At 37.0% G+C, this 21,315-nt stretch carries 22 protein-coding genes and 2 tRNA genes (1 of these 24 cut by a window edge); all 24 read left to right on the forward strand.

Going from position 1 to position 21,315, the window contains the following annotated elements; genetic code table 11:
- The first annotated feature begins 31 nt into the window (after nt 1-31).
- Complete coding sequence (locus tag MKX37_RS00310) at nt 32-1,633, forward strand: putative polysaccharide biosynthesis protein (RefSeq protein ID WP_002130218.1); 1,602 nt, start codon at nt 32-34, stop codon at nt 1,631-1,633.
- Nucleotides 1,634-1,645: 12 nt separating this feature from the next.
- Nucleotides 1,646-3,106, forward strand: a complete 1,461-nt coding sequence (gene mazG / locus MKX37_RS00315) for a nucleoside triphosphate pyrophosphohydrolase (protein ID WP_002009675.1) — start codon at nt 1,646-1,648, stop codon at nt 3,104-3,106.
- A 14-nt stretch (nt 3,107-3,120) separates the two neighbouring features.
- A complete protein-coding gene (locus MKX37_RS00320) occupies nt 3,121-3,396 on the forward strand; it encodes an RNA-binding S4 domain-containing protein (protein ID WP_002009677.1) in 276 nt (91 codons plus the stop codon).
- Nucleotides 3,397-3,475: 79 nt separating this feature from the next.
- A complete protein-coding gene (gene yabP, locus MKX37_RS00325) occupies nt 3,476-3,763 on the forward strand; it encodes a sporulation protein YabP (protein WP_003186823.1) in 288 nt (95 codons plus the stop codon).
- Nucleotides 3,760-4,413, forward strand: coding sequence for a spore cortex biosynthesis protein YabQ (gene yabQ, locus MKX37_RS00330; RefSeq protein ID WP_002091573.1), 654 nt, complete (start codon nt 3,760-3,762; stop codon nt 4,411-4,413). Before yabP ends, yabQ begins: the two co-directional genes overlap by 4 nt.
- Nucleotides 4,410-4,769, forward strand: coding sequence for a cell division protein DivIC (gene divIC / locus MKX37_RS00335; RefSeq protein WP_002091572.1), 360 nt, complete (start codon nt 4,410-4,412; stop codon nt 4,767-4,769). The genes yabQ and divIC overlap by 4 nt, the downstream gene beginning before the upstream one ends.
- Nucleotides 4,770-4,856: 87 nt before the next feature.
- A complete protein-coding gene (locus MKX37_RS00340; protein ID WP_002009683.1) occupies nt 4,857-5,342 on the forward strand; it encodes a S1 domain-containing RNA-binding protein in 486 nt (161 codons plus the stop codon).
- 159 nt (nt 5,343-5,501) lie between these two features.
- Nucleotides 5,502-5,575, forward strand: a tRNA-Met gene (locus MKX37_RS00345).
- A 13-nt stretch (nt 5,576-5,588) separates the two neighbouring features.
- Nucleotides 5,589-5,660 (forward strand) — tRNA-Glu (locus MKX37_RS00350).
- A gap of 261 nt (nt 5,661-5,921) precedes the next feature.
- On the forward strand, nt 5,922-8,393 hold the full coding sequence (gene spoIIE / locus MKX37_RS00355; protein ID WP_002091571.1) for a stage II sporulation protein E: 2,472 nt from the start codon (nt 5,922-5,924) through the stop codon (nt 8,391-8,393).
- A gap of 203 nt (nt 8,394-8,596) precedes the next feature.
- Nucleotides 8,597-10,027: a tRNA lysidine(34) synthetase TilS gene (tilS, locus tag MKX37_RS00360; protein ID WP_002107305.1), complete on the forward strand. Its 1,431-nt coding sequence runs from the start codon at nt 8,597-8,599 to the stop codon at nt 10,025-10,027.
- Complete coding sequence (hpt, locus tag MKX37_RS00365; RefSeq protein ID WP_002124550.1) at nt 10,024-10,566, forward strand: hypoxanthine phosphoribosyltransferase; 543 nt, start codon at nt 10,024-10,026, stop codon at nt 10,564-10,566. The genes tilS and hpt overlap by 4 nt, the downstream gene beginning before the upstream one ends.
- 85 nt (nt 10,567-10,651) lie before the next feature.
- On the forward strand, nt 10,652-12,553 hold the full coding sequence (ftsH, locus tag MKX37_RS00370; protein ID WP_002091565.1) for an ATP-dependent zinc metalloprotease FtsH: 1,902 nt from the start codon (nt 10,652-10,654) through the stop codon (nt 12,551-12,553).
- A gap of 222 nt (nt 12,554-12,775) precedes the next feature.
- A complete protein-coding gene (locus MKX37_RS00375) occupies nt 12,776-13,564 on the forward strand; it encodes a type III pantothenate kinase (protein WP_002009692.1) in 789 nt (262 codons plus the stop codon).
- 6 nt (nt 13,565-13,570) lie between these two features.
- Nucleotides 13,571-14,446: a redox-regulated molecular chaperone HslO gene (gene hslO, locus MKX37_RS00380; RefSeq protein WP_002009693.1), complete on the forward strand. Its 876-nt coding sequence runs from the start codon at nt 13,571-13,573 to the stop codon at nt 14,444-14,446.
- A 117-nt stretch (nt 14,447-14,563) separates the two neighbouring features.
- A complete protein-coding gene (gene cysK, locus MKX37_RS00385; RefSeq protein ID WP_002130221.1) occupies nt 14,564-15,487 on the forward strand; it encodes a cysteine synthase A in 924 nt (307 codons plus the stop codon).
- A gap of 223 nt (nt 15,488-15,710) precedes the next feature.
- The gene (trpE, locus tag MKX37_RS00390; RefSeq protein WP_033728756.1) at nt 15,711-17,108 is read left to right on the forward strand and encodes an anthranilate synthase component I; all 1,398 of its coding nucleotides are present in this window, start codon (nt 15,711-15,713) and stop codon (nt 17,106-17,108) included.
- A gap of 5 nt (nt 17,109-17,113) precedes the next feature.
- Nucleotides 17,114-17,701: an aminodeoxychorismate/anthranilate synthase component II gene (gene pabA, locus MKX37_RS00395; RefSeq protein ID WP_002130225.1), complete on the forward strand. Its 588-nt coding sequence runs from the start codon at nt 17,114-17,116 to the stop codon at nt 17,699-17,701.
- On the forward strand, nt 17,695-18,567 hold the full coding sequence (pabC, locus tag MKX37_RS00400; protein WP_078422378.1) for an aminodeoxychorismate lyase: 873 nt from the start codon (nt 17,695-17,697) through the stop codon (nt 18,565-18,567). The genes pabA and pabC overlap by 7 nt, the downstream gene beginning before the upstream one ends.
- Nucleotides 18,542-19,402, forward strand: coding sequence for a dihydropteroate synthase (gene folP / locus MKX37_RS00405; RefSeq protein WP_002167275.1), 861 nt, complete (start codon nt 18,542-18,544; stop codon nt 19,400-19,402). Before pabC ends, folP begins: the two co-directional genes overlap by 26 nt.
- Nucleotides 19,403-19,765, forward strand: coding sequence for a dihydroneopterin aldolase (gene folB, locus MKX37_RS00410; RefSeq protein WP_002130228.1), 363 nt, complete (start codon nt 19,403-19,405; stop codon nt 19,763-19,765).
- Nucleotides 19,762-20,277 carry a 2-amino-4-hydroxy-6-hydroxymethyldihydropteridine diphosphokinase gene (gene folK / locus MKX37_RS00415; protein WP_002130229.1) on the forward strand — a complete coding sequence of 172 codons (516 nt, stop codon included), beginning with the start codon at nt 19,762-19,764 and terminating at the stop codon, nt 20,275-20,277. Before folB ends, folK begins: the two co-directional genes overlap by 4 nt.
- Nucleotides 20,229-20,432, forward strand: coding sequence for a helix-turn-helix domain-containing protein (locus MKX37_RS00420; RefSeq protein ID WP_002009706.1), 204 nt, complete (start codon nt 20,229-20,231; stop codon nt 20,430-20,432). Before folK ends, MKX37_RS00420 begins: the two co-directional genes overlap by 49 nt.
- A 23-nt stretch (nt 20,433-20,455) precedes the next feature.
- Nucleotides 20,456-21,315: the 5' portion of a tRNA dihydrouridine synthase DusB gene (gene dusB, locus MKX37_RS00425; protein WP_002009708.1), read on the forward strand. 139 nt of this gene lie beyond the right edge of the window; the window shows 860 of its 999 coding nt (coding positions 1-860); it begins with the start codon at nt 20,456-20,458; its stop codon lies beyond the right edge, outside the window.

Consider the following 21,315-nt stretch of genomic DNA (forward strand, 5'->3'; position numbering starts at 1 on the left):
GGGGTGAGAATAGAAAAAGGAGTTTTCTTGTATGGAAGCGAAGAAGTACCAAGCCTTTTGGCGTGGGGCTATTATATTAACAATCGCAAGTTTTGTTACGAAGGTATTAAGCGCTTTTTACCGTATTCCATATCAAAATATAGCGGGTGATGTTGGTTTTTATATTTACCAACAAATTTATCCGTTTTATGGATTTTGTTTGATTTTAGCTACTTATGGGTTTCCCATTATTATTTCAAAAATGGTCGCAGAAAGATTAGAACGAGGAAAACAAAAAGAAGCAGAAGAAATTATTTGTGTATCTTTTTGGTTTTTATTAGGAATTGGATTTATAGGATTTTTCACATTATTCTTTGGGGCCGAAACAATTGCATCGGCTATGGGCGATATACATTTAGATAAATTATTACGTGTTATTTCGTTTTCATTCCTACTAATGCCATTTTTATCTGTAGCGAGAGGATATTTTCAAGGTTTCAATAATATGATGCCGACGGCTGTTTCGCAAGTAATTGAACAAACGATTCGTGTTTCTATTATTGTATTTTTATCACTATTCCTTATTGCTCATGGATTTGATTTATATACAGTTGGTGCGGGTGCCATGCTAGGTTCAATTGCAGGCGGGCTTATTGGGATTATCGTACTTTTACTTTATATGCGTCATGATTTCCATGCTATTTTCTTCAAAAGATGGAAGGGAATTAGAAATAAAAAAGGGATTGTTCGAATCCTTTTTTGGCAGGGATTAGCGATTTGTGTTAGTAATTTAGTCCTTATTTTTATACAAATGGCGGATTCTATTTCCTTGTATACTTTGCTTATTCGTGCGGGAGAGCAAGTTGAAAATGCAAAGGTACTAAAAGGTGTTTATGATAGAAGTATCCCGCTTATGCAATTAGGTACTGTTGTGACAACTTCTTTCTCATTGTCACTTATTCCTATTATTACAGCGGCGAAAGAAAGAGGAGATCTTTCATTTATTCAAGAAAAGGTAAAGTTAGCAATGAAAATAACATTTGTTATTGGATCTGCAGCTGCTATTGGATTAACTTGTATTATTCAACCTACAAATATTATGTTGTTTGAAAATAGTGATGGATCAGATGTGTTATCGATTTTATCTTTATCTATTTTATTTAGTTCATTGTCAATTACAACTGCTTCCATTTTGCAAGGAGTGGGACAAACATTAAAACCAGCAATATTCGTTGTATTTGGAGGTTGTTTGAAGTTAGTTTTAAACTATATATTAATGCCGTATTTTGGTGTAAAGGGAGCTGCAATTGCAACTTTAGTTGCGCTTATTGTAATTGCCTTGCTAAATAGTGTGTTACTTATGCGAGCTGTATCGGAGCCGCTTATTGATAGGCGGAATATGTTAGGTGTAGCTATTAGTGGTATCGGTATGGGGTTTGTATTAATAATCTTTATGCGTATGTTACGAATGTCCGGATTAGTAATTGATACAGGACATAGAGGAATTGCGACGCTTGAAGCGCTGTTAGGTGTAGCTATCGGTGGATTAGCATATATGTTTTTAATTTTAAAATTACGTGTATTTACAAAAGAAGAATTAGGAAACGTTATGAAACAAGAGAAAAAAGAAGGTTCATTGAAGAAGAGTGGATAGAGGTGACTGGTTGTGAGTGGAATCATTACTATTTTAGGATTAGGTGCTGGTGAGTTAGATCAGTTAACAATGGGTGTATATCGAAAGATAAAAGAAGCAGACCATATGTTTGTTAGAACGAAGGAGCACCCAGTTATAGAAGAATTGGAGAAAGAAGCTATAAAGTATACGGCCTTTGATAATGTATATGAGGCACATGATACATTTGAAATCGTATATGAAACAATTGCGAATACATTGCTAGAACAAGCTAAAGGCGCAGAAATTATTTATGCTGTTCCAGGTCATCCGCTTGTAGCAGAAAGAACAGTTCAGCTACTTTTGGAAAAAGGAGAAGCAGCAAATATTGAAGTGCGAATTGAAGGTGGACAAAGTTTCCTTGATCCGATGTTCGCAAGTCTAAAAATTGATCCGATTGAAGGGTTCCAATTAATTGATGCTACATCATTTGAAAGAGGACAATTAGAATTACGTCAACATTTAATCTTTTGCCAGGTGTATGATGCATTCGTTGCTTCAGATGTGAAGCTAACGTTAATGGAGATTTTGCCAGATGATTACGAAGTGTATATCGTAACAGCTGCAGGGACTTCATTCGAGCAAGTGAAAAAGGTATCGTTATACATGTTAGATCACGAAACAGAATTAAATAATTTAACGAGTGTGTATGTACCGCCAGTTAAGGAACGTGCGTCCTTATATCAGCAATTTGATGTGCTTAGAGCAATTATTGCTGATCTTCGTGGACCGAATGGTTGCCCATGGGATAAAAAGCAAACTCATCAATCTTTAAAGAAATACTTAATTGAAGAAGCGTATGAAGTGCTAGAAGCAATTGATGAAGAGGATGATGATCATTTAGTAGAAGAACTAGGTGATATATTATTACAAGTTATGCTTCATGCCCAAATTGGAGAGGATGAAGGTTGGTTCTCTATAGATGATATTATTCGGACTTTAGCTGAGAAAATGGTTCGTCGTCATCCGCATGTGTTTGGGGATACGGATGTAAATAATGCTGATGAAGTGATTGCAAATTGGGAAGAAATTAAAAAACAAGAAAAGGGATTCGTGAAAGAATCTGTTTTAGCGGGTATTCCAAAAAGCTTGCCACAACTAATGCGTGCTTATGAAATTCAGAAGAAAGCTGGAAAGGTTGGATTTGATTGGGTTGATGTGCAGCCGATGATAGAGAAGGCCTTAGAAGAATGGCAAGAATTCCAACAAGAAGTTGTAAACATGGATGAGAAAAAGATGCTAGGTGAATTTGGTGATTTACTATTTGCATTTGTGAATATAGCTCGTCATTATAAATTAGATCCAGAAGAAGCGTTACGTTCAACTAATGAGAAATTTATGGATCGCTTTTTATACATGGAAGCAAAAGTAGCTGAAATGAATAAGGAAATGCAAGATTTATCATTAGAACAGTTAGATATTTTATGGGAAGAGGCAAAACAAACAGAGCGTTAATAGGGGGATTTGATATGCGTCTAGATAAATTTTTGAAAGTATCACGTTTAATTAAAAGAAGAACATTAGCAAAAGAAGTGTCTGACCAAGGAAGAATTTCGATTAATGGCCAAGTGGCAAAAGCGAGTTCAGATGTGAAGGTAGAGGATGAATTAACAATTCGTTTCGGGCAAAAAATAGTAACTGTGAAAGTAAATGAATTGAAAGAAACAACTAAAAAAGAAGATGCAGCAAACATGTATAGTCTCGTTCGTGAGGAAAAGGTGAAAGCGGAAGAAGGCTTGTTCTAAAATAGGTTAGCCCTTCATACATTACTATTAGCTAGTATAAAGCTATGGGGGGATTTTCGTGAATAATGGTTACTCACCTATGTCTTCTAATCAACAAAATGTTTCGGTAGAGCATGATATTATTATGCGTGGCAGGCGTGTAATTGATATTACCGGTGTAAAGCAGGTAGAGAGTTTTGATAGCGAAGAGTTTTTACTCGAGACTGTAATGGGTTTTTTAACAATTCGTGGTCAAAATTTGCAAATGAAGAATTTAGATGTAGAAAAGGGTATTGTATCAATTAAAGGGAAAGTTCATGAAATGCTGTATATTGATGAGAACCAAGGGGAGAAAACTAAAGGCTTCTTTAGTAAGCTGTTTAAATGAGCCTAACAATTCAGTTGTATACAATGCTTTCGATGATTGGAATGGGTGCTTGGATTGGTGCTTCTTTAGATACATACCAACGGTTTTTAAAGCGCCAAGAGCGTAAACGTTGGCTTGTATTTATACATGATATACTATTTTGGATTGTCCAAGCATTATTCGTTTTTTATGTATTACTGCGTGTAAATGAAGCCGAACTACGTATATATGTATTTTTGGCGTTACTATGTGGTTTTGCAGCATATCAAAGCTTATTGAAAGCACTATACATGAAGATGTTAAATTTTCTCATCTATATTTTTGTACAAACAACACAATTTTTTGTTCGAATTATACAGCTACTCATGATAAAACCTGTTATTATTATAGCACAGCTATTTATTGCATTTATATTATTCTTATTTCGTATACTGCTTTCAATTGGACATGTGTTATGGAAAATGGTGATTTGGATATTACTTTTCATATGGAAAGTTTTTTTCTCGCCTGTTCGGTTTATTGCTTCGCTCATATGGAAACTTCTCCCTAATCGTGTTAAACTTTTTATAATGAAGCATGTAGGGTTCCTGCAATATGTAGCAAAATTGAAGGGACATATCTTCCAATTATGGGTGCGTATAAAAAAGAAGTTAGGGGGACCTCGGAAATGAGGGAACTGAGACAAAGAACAATCGACAAACAGAGTCCAAATCCTGTTAAAGAACATATAATACAAACGGATGAGAACAGGAAGCGACTTTATCGCCGTTTAGCGGTTTTTCTTGTCTTTGCTTTTACAATTATTGCTAGTATTAGTGTGACGTTTTATCAACAAAACAGTTCCATTAAAGCAAAAGAAGCAAAAGTTAAGGACATGAAAAAAGAACTGGATTCATTAACGAAAAAAGAAAAGAATCTAAAAGATGAAGTTCAAAAGTTGAATGATGAAGAGTACGTTTTAAAGATTGCTAGAAGGGATTATTTCTTCTCCGGAAAAGGGGAGATAATTTTTCCTGTTTCTAAGTAGAGTATGTCTTATTGACACTGTATTTTAGGATTATATATAATAAAGTAAAATTTGACTTTTTAACCACTAAGGAGGAGCATTTTTTTTATGTCAATCGAGGTAGGCAGCAAGTTACAGGGTAAAGTAACAGGTATTACAAATTTTGGGGCTTTTGTGGAGCTGCCAGAAGGCTTAACAGGTCTTGTTCATATTAGTGAAGTTGCTGATAATTATGTGAAAGATATTAACGATCACTTAAAAGTAGGCGACCAAGTAGAAGTAAAAGTTATCAATGTTGAAAAAGATGGCAAAATTGGCCTATCTATTAAGAAAGCGAAAGAACGTGAAAAAACAGAAGGAGATCGTCCACGCGGTGAATACCAACGTGGTGGTGATCAACAACGTTCTGGACGTCCACAACGTAATAATCGTTCTTCCAACAGAGATAACCGCGGTGGCGGTAACGAACGAGCTCCAAAAGAAACATTTGAGCAAAAGATGGCACGCTTTTTAAAAGATAGTGAAGATCGTTTAACTTCTTTAAAGCGTAACACAGAATCTAAACGTGGTGGCCGTGGCGCACGTCGCGGATAATAAGTCCGTTTAATTCTTAACATATAGAGAGGTACCCAGAGTAGTTACTCGGGTACTTTTTTATGTGAGAGAATATATTTTTAAAAAAGTTTTTGAGATGTATTGACTTTAAAATATATCTGATGTAATATACTAATTGTCCGTTAAATACGACGACATGGCGGTGTAGCTCAGCTGGCTAGAGCGTACGGTTCATACCCGTGAGGTCGGGGGTTCGATCCCCTCCGCCGCTATATTTAATTTAACGGCCCGTTGGTCAAGTGGTTAAGACACCGCCCTTTCACGGCGGTAACACGGGTTCGAATCCCGTACGGGTCATCTAAAAAGATCATGCAAATTTGCATGGTCTTTTTTTGTTAAATATAAATTAAGACGTACAATACTTCTACAAAATCACCCTATATTTTCTGAACATTCTTTCAACTTACTTTAAATAAATTAAATACTATGTATATATGTAGATTTATTTCGAATAAAAAGTCGAACGATTATAAAAGTCAAAACTGTTGTTTTGACAAAAAAACCAATAATCATCTTTTATAATAACAGTAATTAAACTATGCAGGTGGTGTTAAAAATATGCCTAAAGCAGGAAGGAATACTATGAATACAAGTGCATTGGCGATGAATGAAAGTCAGCTTGGAACAATAAAGTGGACGAGTAAGTTGCGAATGAAGTTTGAAAAAGTTTTCTTTAGATGGGGATTCATTATTGCTGTTATTGGTTTTCTTTTGGGACGAGCATATATATTAACAAACATTTTACCGTTTGCATTGCCGTTTTTTGCTGCTGTTTATGTTATGAAGCGAGATAAAATGCCGCTCGCGTTCTTAGCCCTAATGGGGGGAGCACTTTCAGTTTCAATAGATAATTTATTTTTTACTTTTGCATCTATCTTTACCTTCTTTATTTATAATATCTTCTTTAGTCGGTTTACACGTAAAACTGTTGGACTTGTACCATTCCAAGTATTTATCTCCGCATTAACCGCACATTTAGTTGTTGTATATTTTGCACAGCAAACCGTCACCATGTATGATCTGCTCGTCAGTACGATCGAAGCGGGGCTTAGCTTCGTATTAACGATGATATTTTTACAAAGTGTTCCGCTTTTAGTGGAAAGGAAAGGGAAGCAACAAGCGTTAGAAACAGAAGAAATTGTTTGTTTAATTATATTACTAGCATCTGTTTTAACGGGCACAACGGATTGGTTTGTTTATGATGCTTCTATTCAACATATTTTCACTAGATATTTAGTATTAGTATTTGCCTTTATTGCAGGGGCAGCTACAGGGTCCACGGTAGGAGTTGTCACTGGGTTAATATTAAGTTTAGCAAATGTGGCGAGCTTGTCTCAACTTAGTCTCCTTGCCTTTTCAGGATTGCTTGGGGGATTGTTAAAAGAAGGGAAGCGTATAGGAGTTAGTTTAGGTTTATTAATTGGTACAAGCTTAATTACATTATATGTAGACAAGCAAACAAGTATTGTAACAACTTTAATTGAATCTGGTGTAGCGATTGTTTTCTTCTTATTAACACCGAAGCTTGTTATGGATCGTATTGCTAAATTTATGCCGGGTACACAGGAACATTCACAGGATCAACAACAATATTTAAGAAGAGTGCGCGATGTTACAGCAAACAAAATCAATCAATTTGCTAATGTATTTGCTGCTTTGTCTAATAGCTTTTCTGTATACGGGTATGTGGAGGAGGAAGATAAAGAAACAGAAGCTGATTTATTTTTAAGTACAATTACTGCAAAAACATGTCAAACATGTTTTAAGAAGGATCAATGTTGGGTAGTTAATTTTGATAAAACATACGATTATATGAAACAAATAATGAGTGAAACAGAAGAAGGAACGCTGCAGCATAATCGGAAGTTAGTTCGTGAATGGGACAAGCATTGTGTGAGAGGGAAGAAAGTAACGGATTTAGTAGCGGGTGAATTAGATCACTTCTATGAGGGGCAGAAATTAAGAAAACAAATGAAGGAAAATCGTAGAATTGTAGCGGAGCAATTACTAGGTGTATCAAAAGTGATGGAGGATTTCGCTAAGGAGATACAACGAGAAAGAGAGAACCATCAAGCGCAGGAGGAGCAAATTTTACAAGCGTTTCGTGATTTTGGTGTCGAAGTGGAGCATGTTGATATTTATTGTTTAGATAGAGGAAGTATTGATATTGAAATGTTGATTCCGGCTGCATCTAATGAACATGGGGAATGTGAGAAGTTGGTTGCTCCAATGCTTTCAGATATTTTAAAAGAGAATATCGTCGTTAAGCATGAAGAGAAATCCTCATATCCAAATGGGCACAGTTTAATATCATTTGGTTCAGCGAAGACATATTCTCTTGATACAGGATTGGCCACAGCTGCAAAAGGTGGTGGGTTTATTTCAGGTGATTCCTACGCGATGATGGATTTGAGCGTTGGTAAATATGCACTTGCGATTAGTGATGGTATGGGAAATGGACAAAGGGCTCATATGGAGAGTAGGGAAACGGTAAAATTATTACAAAAGATACTTCAATCAGGTATTGATGAAGAAATAGCGATTAAGTCCATCAATTCGATTCTTTCTTTAAGGACGACAGAGGAGATGTATACAACGCTTGACTTGGCTATGGTAGATTTGCGGGATGCGAGTGCGAAGTTTTTAAAGATTGGATCGACGCCGAGTTTTGTTAAACGCGGAAATAATATTTTGAAAATTGAGGCAAGTAATTTGCCGATGGGAATCATTGAAGATGTTGAAGTTGATGTGGTTGGTGAGCAATTAAAAACGGGTGATCTTCTTATCATGATGAGTGACGGCATCTTTGAGGGAGCGCAACATGTGGAGAATCACGAATTATGGATAAAACGTAAAATTAAAGAACTACAAACAGAGGACCCACAGGAAATCGCTGATATTATTATGGAAGAAGTAATTCGCTCTGGTGATGGTTATATAAATGATGATATGACTATTGTGGTGGCGAAAGTAAAGAAAAATATGCCGAAGTGGGCTACGATTCCAATAGTAGGAATGCAGGCGCAATAAAATAATCAAAAAACCTAGGTAGATGCCTAGGTTTTTTTGATTAAAAAGGTAATGTTATTACTTTGTTAAATATACAGGAGGGATGTAAGATAAAAATATGGATTTTGTACATCTTTTTTTTGCACAATGTTTGTAAAAGTTGTACCATTATATACAAGGTAACTAATGTTGTTGTTCTTGTTTAATGAAAGGTGATTGCGAAGTTGAAAGATGCATTTGTTGAAAAAGTAGATGACTTTGTAAAGCAGCATGATGTATTAAAGAAACATTCAACAATTGTTGTAGGGGTTTCTGGTGGTCCTGACTCTTTGGCTCTTTTATATTATTTGTTAGAAAAAAGGGCAGAAAAACAGCTAGAAATTGTAGTAGCACATGTGGACCATATGTTTAGAGGTAATGAATCTTATGAGGATTTACAGTTTGTGCAGGGTCTTTGCAAAGAGCTAGGAGTTATTTGTGAAACGCTAAGGATTAATGTGTCGCAATATCAACAGCAATATGGAATGAATGCACAAGTTGCAGCTAGAGAATGCAGATATGCATTTTTGGAAAGAATAATGAAGAAATATGATGCGAGATATGTAGCTCTTGGTCACCATGGAGATGATCAAGTAGAGACGATTTTAATGCGCCTTGTACGAGGGAGTACTCCGAAAGGATACGCAGGAATTGCAGTGAAGCGATCTTTTCATAATGGATATTTAATTAGGCCGTTACTTGGGGTAACTAAGGAAGAAATTGTTGATTACTGTAATAAATTAAAAGTTATTCCGCGTATAGATCCGAGTAATAAAAAAGAAGTATATACAAGGAATCGATTACGTAAATATGTCCTTCCTTATTTGAAAGAAGAAAATCCACAAATGCATGAGAAATTTCAAAAATTTAGCGTGCAGATGCAAGAGGATGAGGCTTATTTGCAGGAATTAGCTTTTGAGAAAATGAATAAAGTAATTACAAAAAAAAGCGATAAACAAATTAGCTTATCAATTCCTGCCTTTGAATCCATGTCTATGCCTTTACAAAGAAGAGGGATTCAACTAATATTAAACTATCTTTATGAATATAAGATTCCATCTTCGCTTTCTTCTATACATATTGACAAGGTGATTGAATTTTTTAAGCGGGCACAACCTTCAGGTTCACTAGATTTTCCAGGTGGTTTGAAAATTGTTCGCACATACGAAGAATGTGGTTTTGGATTTAAACAAGAAATTGTTTCTCCTTTTTCGCAAGATTTATCAGTACCTGGGACAATTATATTGCCGAATGGGGATAAACTTGTAACAGAGGTGAGCGAAGATATACCGAGTAACATGAATGAAACAGTATTTGTTGCTAAGTATAATGATATATCGTATCCACTTCGTATTCGGTCTAGGGAAAATGGAGATCGCATGTCAATGCAAGGTATGGATGGTACAAAAAAGATAAAAGCTGTTTTTATCGAAGCGAAAGTACCAAAAGAAAAAAGAGAAGAATGGCCGATCGTTTGTGACGCAAGTGGAAATATTATTTGGGTACCCTTGTTGAAACGATCTGCGTTTGCTACTTCGAAAGAGCTAGCAAAGAAGGGTAAATACATGATTATTCACTACAAAAGCAAGGAGTCTTCCGGGAGGATAATGAAATGATGAATCAAGATATCGAAAAAGTATTAATTTCTGAAGAACAAATACAAGAAAAGGTGCACGAACTAGGTGCAGTTATTGCAGAGGATTACAAAAATACAGTACCTCTTGCGATTGGTGTACTAAAGGGTGCAATGCCATTTATGGCAGATTTATTAAAGAGAACAGATACATATCTTGAAATGGATTTTATGGCTGTATCTAGCTACGGTCACTCTACAGTTTCGACAGGCGAAGTAAAAATCTTAAAAGATCTTGATACTTCGGTAGAAGGTCGCGATATTTTAATCGTTGAAGATATTATTGATAGCGGTCTTACACTAAGCTATTTAGTGGATCTGTTTAAATATCGTAAAGCGAAATCTGTAAAAATTGTTACTTTATTAGATAAGCCAACAGGCCGTAAGGTTGATCTGAAAGCAGATTATGTTGGATTTACTGTTCCTCATGAATTTGTTGTAGGATATGGATTAGATTATAAAGAGCAGTACCGTAATCTTCCTTATGTAGGAGTATTAAAACCAAGTGTTTACTCAAATTAATTAAATATAGGCGTTACAATTGTATAGGAAATTTTTTTTATGTTACGATTTACTATAGTGTTTATGCCGTGAGAGGAGGTTAGGAATGAATCGTATCTTCCGTAATACCATCTTTTATTTACTGATATTCTTAGTAGTAATTGGAATCGTGAGCTATTTTAATGGTTCGACGCAAAAAACGACATCAGTTAGCTACGATAAATTCATTACTCAACTTGAAAAAGGTGAAGTGCGTAATGTGCAGCTTCAACCGAAAAATGGTGTGTTTGAGGTAAAGGGACAATTCAAGACTTCTAGCCAAGGAGAACAATTTGTTACTTATGCACCAAATACTGAGGAATTACAAAAGAAAATTAATGATAAAGCGCAAGGGGCTGAAGTTAAGTATCAACCAGCAGAAGAAACAAGTGCTTGGGTAACGTTCTTTACTTCTATCATTCCGTTTGTCATTATCTTCATTTTATTCTTCTTCTTATTAAACCAAGCTCAGGGCGGCGGTAGCCGTGTTATGAACTTCGGGAAAAGTAAGGCGAAGCTATACAATGATGAAAAGAAAAAAATTCGTTTCAGAGATGTTGCTGGAGCGGATGAAGAGAAACAAGAACTTGTTGAGGTAGTTGAATTCTTGAAAGACCCTCGTAAGTTCGCTGAAGTTGGTGCCCGTATTCCGAAGGGTGTTCTATTAGTGGGACCTCCAGGTACAGGTAAAACTTTACTAGCACGTGCTGTTGCAGGTGAAGCAGGCGTTCCGTTCTTCTCTATTAGTGGTTCTGACTTCGTAGAGATGTTCGTCGGTGTCGGTGCATCCCGTGTACGTGATTTATTTGAAAATGCAAAGAAAAATGCTCCTTGTATCATTTTCATTGATGAAATTGATGCAGTAGGACGTCAACGTGGCGCGGGTCTTGGCGGTGGTCATGATGAGCGTGAACAAACGTTGAACCAATTGCTTGTTGAAATGGATGGATTCGGTGCAAACGAAGGTATTATTATCATCGCTGCGACAAACCGTCCTGATATTCTTGATCCAGCGTTATTACGTCCAGGTCGTTTTGACCGTCAAATTACAGTAGATCGTCCAGATGTAAATGGTCGTGAAGCTGTACTTAAGGTACACGCTCGTAATAAACCGCTTGATGAGAATGTCAACTTAAGAGCAATTGCAACTCGTACACCAGGATTCTCTGGTGCCGATCTTGAAAACTTATTAAACGAAGCTGCTTTAGTAGCTGCGCGTCAAGATAAGAAGAAAATTGATATGAGTGACATCGATGAAGCGACGGATCGTGTTATTGCAGGTCCAGCTAAGAAAAGTCGCGTTATCTCTGAAAAAGAACGTAATATCGTTGCATTCCATGAGGCTGGCCATACTGTAATTGGTGTTGTTCTTGATGAAGCAGATATCGTTCATAAAGTAACAATTGTCCCTCGTGGTCAAGCTGGTGGATATGCGGTAATGCTTCCGAAGGAAGATCGTTACTTCATGACAAAACCAGAGTTACTTGATAAAATCACTGGTTTACTTGGTGGTCGAGTAGCTGAGGAGATTGTATTTGGTGAAGCAAGTACAGGTGCTCACAACGACTTCCAACGTGCGACTGGTATTGCAAGACGTATGGTTACAGAATTCGGGATGAGTGATAAGCTTGGACCGATGCAATTTGGTAGCTCACAAGGTGGTCAGGTATTCTTAGGAAGAGACTTCCATTCAGAACAAAACTACAGTGATGCAATCGCGCATGAAATTGATGTGGAAATGCAAATAATTATTAAAGACTGTTATGCTCGCGCGAAACAAATTCTTACTGAAAAACGAGATAAGCTTGATATTATCGCAAAAACGTTACTTGAAGTAGAAACATTAGATGCAGAGCAAATTAATCATTTATATGATTATGGCAGATTACCTGAGCGTCCAACATCTTCAGATGATGTGAAAGTAAACATCAATATGAAGAAAGACGATGAAGATACAGAAGATAAGTAAGAAAAAAAGGAGTGACAATAGTCACTCCTTTTTTTTGTGGAATGAATTTAAGTGGCAAAAAAAATTGAATGAAACTATTATTAAAAATTGAAATAGAGAGTAATCTTTTTGTACAATGATGAGTATAGAAAAACTGATTATATAAGTATGTGTGATATGATGTTTTTATAAGTTTTATACATACTGCGCAAATATAGATTAAATAAGATAAGTGGTGAGAATATGATTTTTGTATTGGATGTAGGGAACACAAATGCGGTACTAGGTGTGTTTGAAGAGGGGGAACTTCGTCAGCATTGGCGCATGGAAACAGATCGTCATAAAACAGAAGATGAGTATGGGATGCTTGTAAAGCAGTTACTTGAGCATGAAGGTCTTTCTTTTGAAGATGTGAAAGGTATTATTGTGTCTTCAGTTGTACCGCCAATTATGTTCGCTTTAGAGCGTATGTGTGAAAAGTATTTTAAAATTAAACCGCTTGTAGTGGGGCCTGGGATAAAAACTGGCTTGAATATTAAATATGAAAATCCACGTGAAGTAGGCGCGGACCGAATTGTAAATGCAGTAGCAGGAATCCACTTATATGGAAGTCCGCTTATTATTGTTGATTTTGGTACGGCTACTACATATTGTTATATTAACGAAGAGAAGCATTATATGGGTGGCGTCATTACGCCGGGAATTATGATTTCGGCAGAGGCTTTATATAGCAGGGCAGCAAAGCTTCCTCGTATTGAAATTACAAAACCGGGTAGTGTTATCGGGAAGAATACAGTAAGTGCAATGCAATCAGGTATTCTTTATGGATACGTTGGACAAGTGGAAGGTATTGTTAAGCGTATGAAGGAAGAAGCTAAGCAAGAACCGAAAGTTATTGCAACAGGTGGATTAGCAAAATTAATTTCAGAAGAATCAAATGTAATTGATATTGTAGATCCGTTTTTAACGTTAAAAGGTTTGTATATGTTATATGAGCGTAATGCAAATTTACAACATGAGAAGGGTGAATAAATAAGTATGAAAGATTATTTAGTAAAAGCGTTAGCGTTTAATGGAGAGGTTCGTGCTTATAGTGTACGTACAACAAATACAGTAAGTGAGGCGCAAAAGCGTCATGATACATGGAGAACAGCTTCAGCGGCACTTGGTCGTTCTTTAACTGCGGGTACAATGATGGGTGCTATGTTAAAAGGCGAGCAGAAGTTAACGATTAAAGTAGAGGGTAACGGCCCGATTGGTCCTATCTTAGTCGATGCTCATGCAAATGGGGATGTACGTGGTTATGTAACGAATCCGCATGTTGATTTTGAAGGAACGGAACAAGGGAAATTACGTGTATATCAAGCGGTAGGTACAGAAGGATTTGTAACGGTAATTAAAGATATCGGTATGCGTGAACCGTTTATTGGTCAATCTCCCATTGTTTCAGGAGAACTAGGGGAAGATTTCACATATTATTTCGCGGTTTCTGAGCAGACGCCTTCTTCTGTAGGTGTTGGTGTTCTTGTAAATGGAGATGATAGCGTATTAGCGGCGGGTGGATTCATTCTTCAAATTATGCCAGGTGCGCAGGAAGAAACAATTTCATTTATTGAAGAGCGTCTTCAACAAATCCCGCCAGTATCACAATTAATCGAACAAGGTCTTTCTCCAGAAGAATTACTGTATGAAGTGCTTGGAGAAGATAAAGTGAAAGTGCTAGAAACAATGGATGTTCAATTTAATTGTACATGTTCACGTGAGCGTATTGAAAGTGTGCTAATTAGTTTAGGTAAAGCGGAGTTAGAACAAATTCGTGCAGAAGAAGAAGAGACGGAAGTTCACTGTCACTTCTGTAATGAACGACATAAATTCGCTAAAGAGGATATTACAAGTCTAATTGAGAAGCTGTAATAAAGAAGTTTAGGTGGAGAATCAGCCGCCCGAATAGATTGACAAACAGGGAATTTTCTGACAAAATCTAAATATAGATAAAACCAATAAAAATACTCGGTGTTAGGAGTGACAGGAATGCGAGTGGCACAATCAGTTTCAGAATTAATCGGGAAAACGCCGATCGTTAAGTTGAACCGCATCGTAGAATCAGACAGCGCAGATGTATATTTAAAATTAGAATTTATGAATCCGGGGAGCAGTGTTAAAGATCGTATCGCGTTAGCTATGATTGAAGATGCTGAAAATAAAGGATTATTAAAAGAGGGCGATACAATCATTGAGCCGACAAGTGGTAACACAGGTATTGGCTTAGCGATGGTAGCAGCTGCTAAAGGATATAAGGCAATTTTAGTAATGCCAGAAACAATGAGTATTGAGCGTCGTAATTTATTACGCGCTTACGGTGCTGAATTAGTATTGACTCCAGGACCTGAAGGAATGGGCGGAGCAATTCGAAAGGCAACTGAATTAGCAGAAGAACATGGGTACTTTATACCACAACAGTTCCAAAATCAAGCGAATCCAGAAATCCATCGTATAACAACAGGTCCAGAAATTGTTGAACAGATGGGGGATCAATTAGATGCTTTTATCGCAGGTATTGGTACAGGTGGAACAATTACAGGTGCCGGTGAAGTGCTGAAAGAGGCTTATAAAGATATCAAAATTTACGCGGTAGAACCTGCGGATTCACCAGTATTATCTGGTGGAAAGCCAGGACCACATAAGATCCAAGGAATTGGAGCGGGGTTTGTTCCGGAGACATTGGATGTAGAGGTATATGATGAAATTATTCAAGTGAAAACGGAGCAAGCGTTCGAATATGCGAGAAGAGTGGCTAAAGAAGAAGGTATTTTAGTTGGTATCTCTTCGGGAGCAGTCGTTTATGCAGCGACAGAAGTTGCGAAGAAATTAGGTAAAGGGAAAAAGGTACTTGTTATTATCCCAAGTAACGGTGAACGTTATTTAAGTACACCACTTTATCAATTTGAGTCATAAGTGAATGTGATTTGAAAAGCATCCTTAAAAAAGGATGCTTTTTCTTTTTTGATTGGAAAAAGGAAAAGAGTGAATGACTAGAAAACTTCATGTAAAATAAGAAGTAGTATAACTAATTTATTTTCACTAGCCCTCAAGTATAATCATTCTCTATATAAATAATTTTATGTAGTTTGATTTGATTGGCTTAAGAGGGTGGGATAACAGAAGACGGGGTGTTGATATGCAACGAAGAAAATCTTTAGCGCTTTCTATTCCATATCAGTTAGATTTCTTTAAGCAATATAAATTTCTTTCTCAGGATAAGCCGCAACATATTTTGTTAGAAAGTGGACGTGGTGGTCGTTATAATATTGTTGGGCTGGATCCAGTAGCGGTAATTCAGGGTAAGAATGAGACGTTACATATAAGTGAAAGTGGCAAGGAAACAATAAAGCGAGGGAATCCGTTAGATTTAATGCAAGCGTATATGGAGAAATGGAAAACGAATTATAATCCGGAGTATCCACCTTTTCAGGGTGGGGCAATTGGATACTTTAGTTATGATTGTATCCGTTATATTGAAAAACTTTCTTCTCTTGCGAAGGATGATATTAATATACCTGACATATTCTTTTTGTTATTTGATGACGTGTTTGTGTATGATCAACAGGAGAGAGTATTATGGATTATTACGCATTATGTAGATGAGTGTGAAGAGGCAGAAGAACGATTAAATGAATGGAAGGGTCTTTGGATGAAAGAAGCCCCCGAAGTGACTATGCCGTTTGAATCTCCTGAAAAGAAAAATGAAGCAGTCGCTTTTACGGAAGAGGGCTTTATGAAGGCCGTTGAACGTATTCAAGAATATATTGGAGCGGGTGATGTGTTTCAAGTAAACTTGTCGACAAGACAAGAAAGAACATTACAAACACATCCACTAGAAATATATACAAGTCTTCGTGAAATTAATCCATCTCCATATATGGGTTACTTGGAGTTTGGAGATTTTCAAATTGTTAGTGCTTCGCCTGAATTGCTAATTAAAAAGCAAGGAAAAGAAGTGAGTACAAGACCGATTGCTGGTACGCGCTCTCGAGGAGCAAGTGAGCAAGAGGATGAAGAATTAGCGAAAGAATTAATTGAAAATGAAAAGGAAAGAGCAGAGCATGTAATGCTTGTGGATTTAGAACGAAATGACTTGGGCCGGGTTTGTAAATATGGCACTGTTGAAGTAGATGAATTTATGGTAATTGAAAAATACTCACACGTTATGCATATTGTTTCTAATGTGCGTGGTGAGGTGGAAGCAGATAAAGATGCTTTCGATTTGGTGAAGGCTGTATTTCCTGGTGGGACAATTACCGGTGCCCCGAAAATACGTACGATGGAAATCATTGAAGAATTAGAACCTGTTCGCCGAGGAATTTATACGGGTTCAATTGGTTGGATTGGTTATTCTGGAGATACGGAATTGAATATTGTAATCCGAACACTACTTGCTAAAGATGGACAAGCGCATGTGCAAGCTGGAGCGGGTATTGTAATTGATTCAAATCCAAAAGATGAATATAAAGAGTCGTTAAAAAAAGCAATCGCTTTATGGCGTGCAAAAGAAAGTAGCGAAGAAACGGTTAGGTGAGAGAAATGATATTAATGATTGATAATTATGATTCTTTTACATTTAATTTAGTGCAATTTCTTGGAGAACTTGGACAAGAGCTTGTTGTTAAGCGTAATGATGAAGTGACTATTTCGGATATTGAGAATATGAAACCAGATTTTTTAATGATTTCGCCAGGTCCATGTAGTCCTAATGAGGCGGGAATCAGTATGGAGGTTATTAAATATTTTGCAGGTAAGCTTCCGATTTTTGGGGTCTGTCTTGGACATCAATCAATTGCGCAAGTATTTGGAGGGGATGTTGTCAGGGCAGAGCGTTTGATGCATGGAAAAACATCTTTAATGCATCATGATGGGCAGACGATTTTTTCTGATATCCCAAATCCATTTACCGCGACACGTTATCACTCTCTTATCGTTAAAAAAGAGACGTTACCGAATTGTTTAGAGATAACATCTTGGACTGAAGAAGGTGAAATTATGGCGCTTCGTCATAAAACGTTGCCGATTGAAGGGGTACAATTCCATCCGGAATCTATTATGACTTCTCATGGGAAAGAGTTGCTACAGAATTTCATTCGCAAATATAGCCCAAGTGTGACATCGTGTTAATTTACGTAAATGGCGCGTATGTAGAAACGAGTGAAGCGAAAATTTCTCCTTATGACCACGGTTACCTATATGGACTTGGGGTTTTTGAGACATTTCGTATTTATAATGGTCATCCTTTTTTATTGGATGATCATTATGAACGCTTAATGGATGCGCTAGATATATTGCAAATCAAATGGACAATGACAAAAGATGAAGTGATGCTTATTTTAAAGAATCTACTTGTTAAGAATGGGTTAAAGCATGCATATGTGCGCTTAAATGTATCGGCGGGTATAGATGAAATAGGATTACAAACGGAAGTATATGAAGAACCGTCTGTTATTGTTTTTATAAAACCTTTAGCATCTCCAGGGAATGTAGTGGAAAAAGAAGGAGTTATTTTAAAGCAAGTGAGAAATACACCAGAGGGTGCATTTCGCTTGAAGTCCCATCATTATTTAAATAATATTTTAGGGAAACGCGAAATTGGAAATGTTGTGAATAAGGAAGGTATTTTTCTTACCGAAACAGGTTATGTTGCAGAGGGTATTGTTTCGAATCTCTTTTTTGTTAAAGGAGATATTTTATATACTCCTTCATTAGAAACAGGGATTTTAAACGGAATCACTCGTGCGTTTATTATAAAGGCTGCTGAAGAGCTAGATATAGAAGTAAAGGAAGGTTTCTTTACAAAAGATGAATTGCTTTCAGCGGATGAAGTGTTCGTAACGAACTCTATTCAAGAGATTGTCCCTCTTTATCGTATAGAGGAGAAAGATTTCCCGGGTAAAGTGGGAGTGGTTACAAAAAGACTTATGGATCTTTATGGAGTGCAGAGAGAGAAATTGTGGAGCAGAAATGAATTGCGAAGAGGAGATGTGTAGTTTGAAGTGGGATTATGATTTGCGCTGCGGCGAATATACATTGAACTTAAATGAAAAGACATTAATTATGGGGATTTTAAATGTAACGCCAGATTCATTTTCTGATGGTGGGAGTTACAACGAAGTAGATGCTGCGGTGCGACATGCGAAAGAAATGAAAAGTGAAGGTGCCCATATTATTGATATTGGCGGCGAATCTACCCGCCCGGGTTTCGCTAAAGTTTCAGTAGAAGAGGAAATAAAGCGAGTTGTTCCAATGATTCAGGCAGTGTCAAAAGAAGTAAAGCTACCTATTTCTATTGATACGTATAAAGCTGAGGTTGCGAAACAAGCGATTGAAGCTGGTGCCCATATTATTAATGATATTTGGGGAGCGAAGGCGGAACCGAGGATTGCTGAAGTTGCAGCCTATTATGATGTGCCCATTATCTTAATGCATAACCGAGATAATATGAATTACCGCAATTTAATGGCCGATATGATTGCTGATTTGTATGAAAGTATTAAAATTGCTAAAGATGCTGGTGTGCGAGATGAGAATATTATTTTAGACCCAGGTATCGGTTTTGCGAAAACACCTGAGCAAAATTTAGAAGCGATGCGCAATTTAGAACAGTTAAATGTACTGGGTTACCCAGTTCTCTTAGGTACTTCAAGAAAGTCCTTTATTGGCCATGTGTTAGATTTGCCAGTGGAGGAACGTCTTGAAGGAACGGGAGCTACCGTTTGTCTTGGTATTGAAAAGGGCTGTGAGTTTATCCGTGTTCATGATGTGAAAGAAATGGCGCGTATGGCTAAGATGATGGACGCGATGATTGGTAAGGGGGCAAAGTAATTGGATAAAATTTATATCCATGATATGGAGTTTTACGGTTATCATGGTGTATTCCCAGAAGAAAATAAATTGGGTCAGAGATTTAAAGTGGATTTAACGGTGGAGTTGGATTTAAAACGTGCAGGAGAAAGCGACGACTTAGAGTATTCTGTCAATTACGGGGAGCTTTTCGAACTATGTAGAAAAGTGGTTGAAGATAGAACGTATAAGCTTGTAGAGAGTATTGCTGAAAATATCGCTACAGATATATTGAAACAATATGAGAGTATTTCACAGTGTACAATTAAGGTAATTAAACCGGATCCGCCGATACCGGGACATTATCGTGCTGTAGCGGTAGAAATTACGAGAGAACGTCCATGAATAATATAGCGTACATTGCATTAGGTTCCAATATTGGGGAGCGTTATACTTATTTAACTGAAGCAATTCAGTTTTTAAATAAAAACCAGCATATCCAAGTTGATGATGTTTCGTCTGTATATGAAACTGATCCGGTTGGCTATACTGACCAAAATTGCTTTTTAAATTTAGTTATAAAAATTTCTACCAATTTATCACCGCAAGAATTATTGAAAGTAACACAAAAGGTAGAGAATGACCTAGGAAGAAAAAGGGAAATTAGATGGGGCCCGAGGACCATCGACCTTGACATTTTACTATATAATCAAGAAAATATTGAAGCAGAGAATCTGATTGTTCCGCATCCGCGGATGTTCGAAAGAGCTTTTGTTATCGTTCCGTTGTTAGAGATTAATCAAGATATAAAACAAAATATTTCACGTTCACAAGTAGAAGAAATGAAAAGGCGAGAGGGAGTAACGGTATGGAAGCAGAAAAATGGGGAAGACGCATTCGTGCTTTTCGAAAGCTAAAAGGCTATACGCAAGAAGGTTTTGCGAAAGAATTAGGGGTATCTGTATCGGTTTTAGGTGAAGTTGAGAGGGGCAATAGATCACCTTCCCAAGATTTTGTAGTAGAAGTCGCTAAAACATTAAACGTTTCAATAGACGAATTGATGCCAAAGTGACCGTAAAGGAAGGAGTAAGTCGGGTGTTAAAGATTGCAAATATTGAGATGAAAAATCCAGTTGTACTAGCACCGATGGCGGGAGTGTGTAACTCTGCATTCCGTTTGACGGTAAAAGAATTTGGTGCAGGTTTAGTTTGTGCTGAAATGGTAAGTGATAAGGCAATATTACTTAATAACAAAAGAACATTAGATATGTTATATATCGATGAGAGAGAAAAGCCATTAAGTTTACAAATTTTTGGTGGAGAGAAAGAAACTCTTGTAGATGCTGCGAAATACGTAGATAAATATACGACAGCAGACATTATTGATATTAATATGGGGTGCCCAGTACCGAAAATCACTAAGTGTGATGCAGGAGCAAAGTGGCTTTTAGACCCAAATAAAATATATGAGATGGTAGCGGCGGTTGTAGATGCTGTTGAAAAGCCAGTTACAGTTAAAATGCGTATTGGTTGGGATGAAGAACATATTTTCGCAATAGAAAATGCTAGAGCTGTTGAGCGTGCTGGTGGACAAGCGATAGCGGTTCATGGGCGTACACGAGTGCAAATGTATGAAGGTAAAGCGGATTGGAATATTATTAAACAAGTAAAGCAGGCTGTAAATATTCCGGTTATCGGAAATGGTGATGTCGAAACACCACAAGATGCAAAGCGTATGCTTGATGAAATTGGTGTAGATGGTGTTATGATTGGTCGCGCTGCTCTTGGAGATCCGTGGATGATTTATCGTACGGTAAAGTATTTAGAGACAGGTGAGTTAATGCCGGAACCAACAGTGCGTGAGAAAATTGATGTATGTATGTTGCATCTAGATCGTCTTATCGATTTAAAGAACGAAAATGTTGCCGTAAGAGAGATGAGAAAGCATGCAGCTTG

It is taken from the genome of Bacillus sp. FSL R5-0709, from assembly GCF_038004785.1.
Taxonomy (GTDB): Bacteria; Bacillota; Bacilli; order Bacillales; family Bacillaceae_G; genus Bacillus_A; species Bacillus_A mycoides.

Bases quoted from the DNA above. Each gene is read 5' to 3' on its own strand.
- hslO (WP_002009693.1), top strand. From the start codon at position 13,571: ATGAAAGATTATTTAGTAAAAGCGTTAGCGTTTAATGGAGAGGTTCGT.
- MKX37_RS00310 (WP_002130218.1), top strand. From the start codon at position 32: ATGGAAGCGAAGAAGTACCAAGCCTTTTGGCGTGGGGCTATTATATTA.
- MKX37_RS00320 (WP_002009677.1), top strand. From the start codon at position 3,121: ATGCGTCTAGATAAATTTTTGAAAGTATCACGTTTAATTAAAAGAAGA.
- ftsH (WP_002091565.1), top strand. From the start codon at position 10,652: ATGAATCGTATCTTCCGTAATACCATCTTTTATTTACTGATATTCTTA.
- folP (WP_002167275.1), top strand. From the start codon at position 18,542: ATGAATTGCGAAGAGGAGATGTGTAGTTTGAAGTGGGATTATGATTTG.
- spoIIE (WP_002091571.1), top strand. From the start codon at position 5,922: ATGCCTAAAGCAGGAAGGAATACTATGAATACAAGTGCATTGGCGATG.
- MKX37_RS00340 (WP_002009683.1), top strand. From the start codon at position 4,857: ATGTCAATCGAGGTAGGCAGCAAGTTACAGGGTAAAGTAACAGGTATT.
- pabA (WP_002130225.1), top strand. From the start codon at position 17,114: ATGATATTAATGATTGATAATTATGATTCTTTTACATTTAATTTAGTG.
- hpt (WP_002124550.1), top strand. From the start codon at position 10,024: ATGATGAATCAAGATATCGAAAAAGTATTAATTTCTGAAGAACAAATA.
- MKX37_RS00420 (WP_002009706.1), top strand. From the start codon at position 20,229: ATGGAAGCAGAAAAATGGGGAAGACGCATTCGTGCTTTTCGAAAGCTA.
- cysK (WP_002130221.1), top strand. From the start codon at position 14,564: ATGCGAGTGGCACAATCAGTTTCAGAATTAATCGGGAAAACGCCGATC.
- yabP (WP_003186823.1), top strand. From the start codon at position 3,476: ATGTCTTCTAATCAACAAAATGTTTCGGTAGAGCATGATATTATTATG.
- trpE (WP_033728756.1), top strand. From the start codon at position 15,711: ATGCAACGAAGAAAATCTTTAGCGCTTTCTATTCCATATCAGTTAGAT.
- yabQ (WP_002091573.1), top strand. From the start codon at position 3,760: ATGAGCCTAACAATTCAGTTGTATACAATGCTTTCGATGATTGGAATG.
- folK (WP_002130229.1), top strand. From the start codon at position 19,762: ATGAATAATATAGCGTACATTGCATTAGGTTCCAATATTGGGGAGCGT.
- MKX37_RS00375 (WP_002009692.1), top strand. From the start codon at position 12,776: ATGATTTTTGTATTGGATGTAGGGAACACAAATGCGGTACTAGGTGTG.
- divIC (WP_002091572.1), top strand. From the start codon at position 4,410: ATGAGGGAACTGAGACAAAGAACAATCGACAAACAGAGTCCAAATCCT.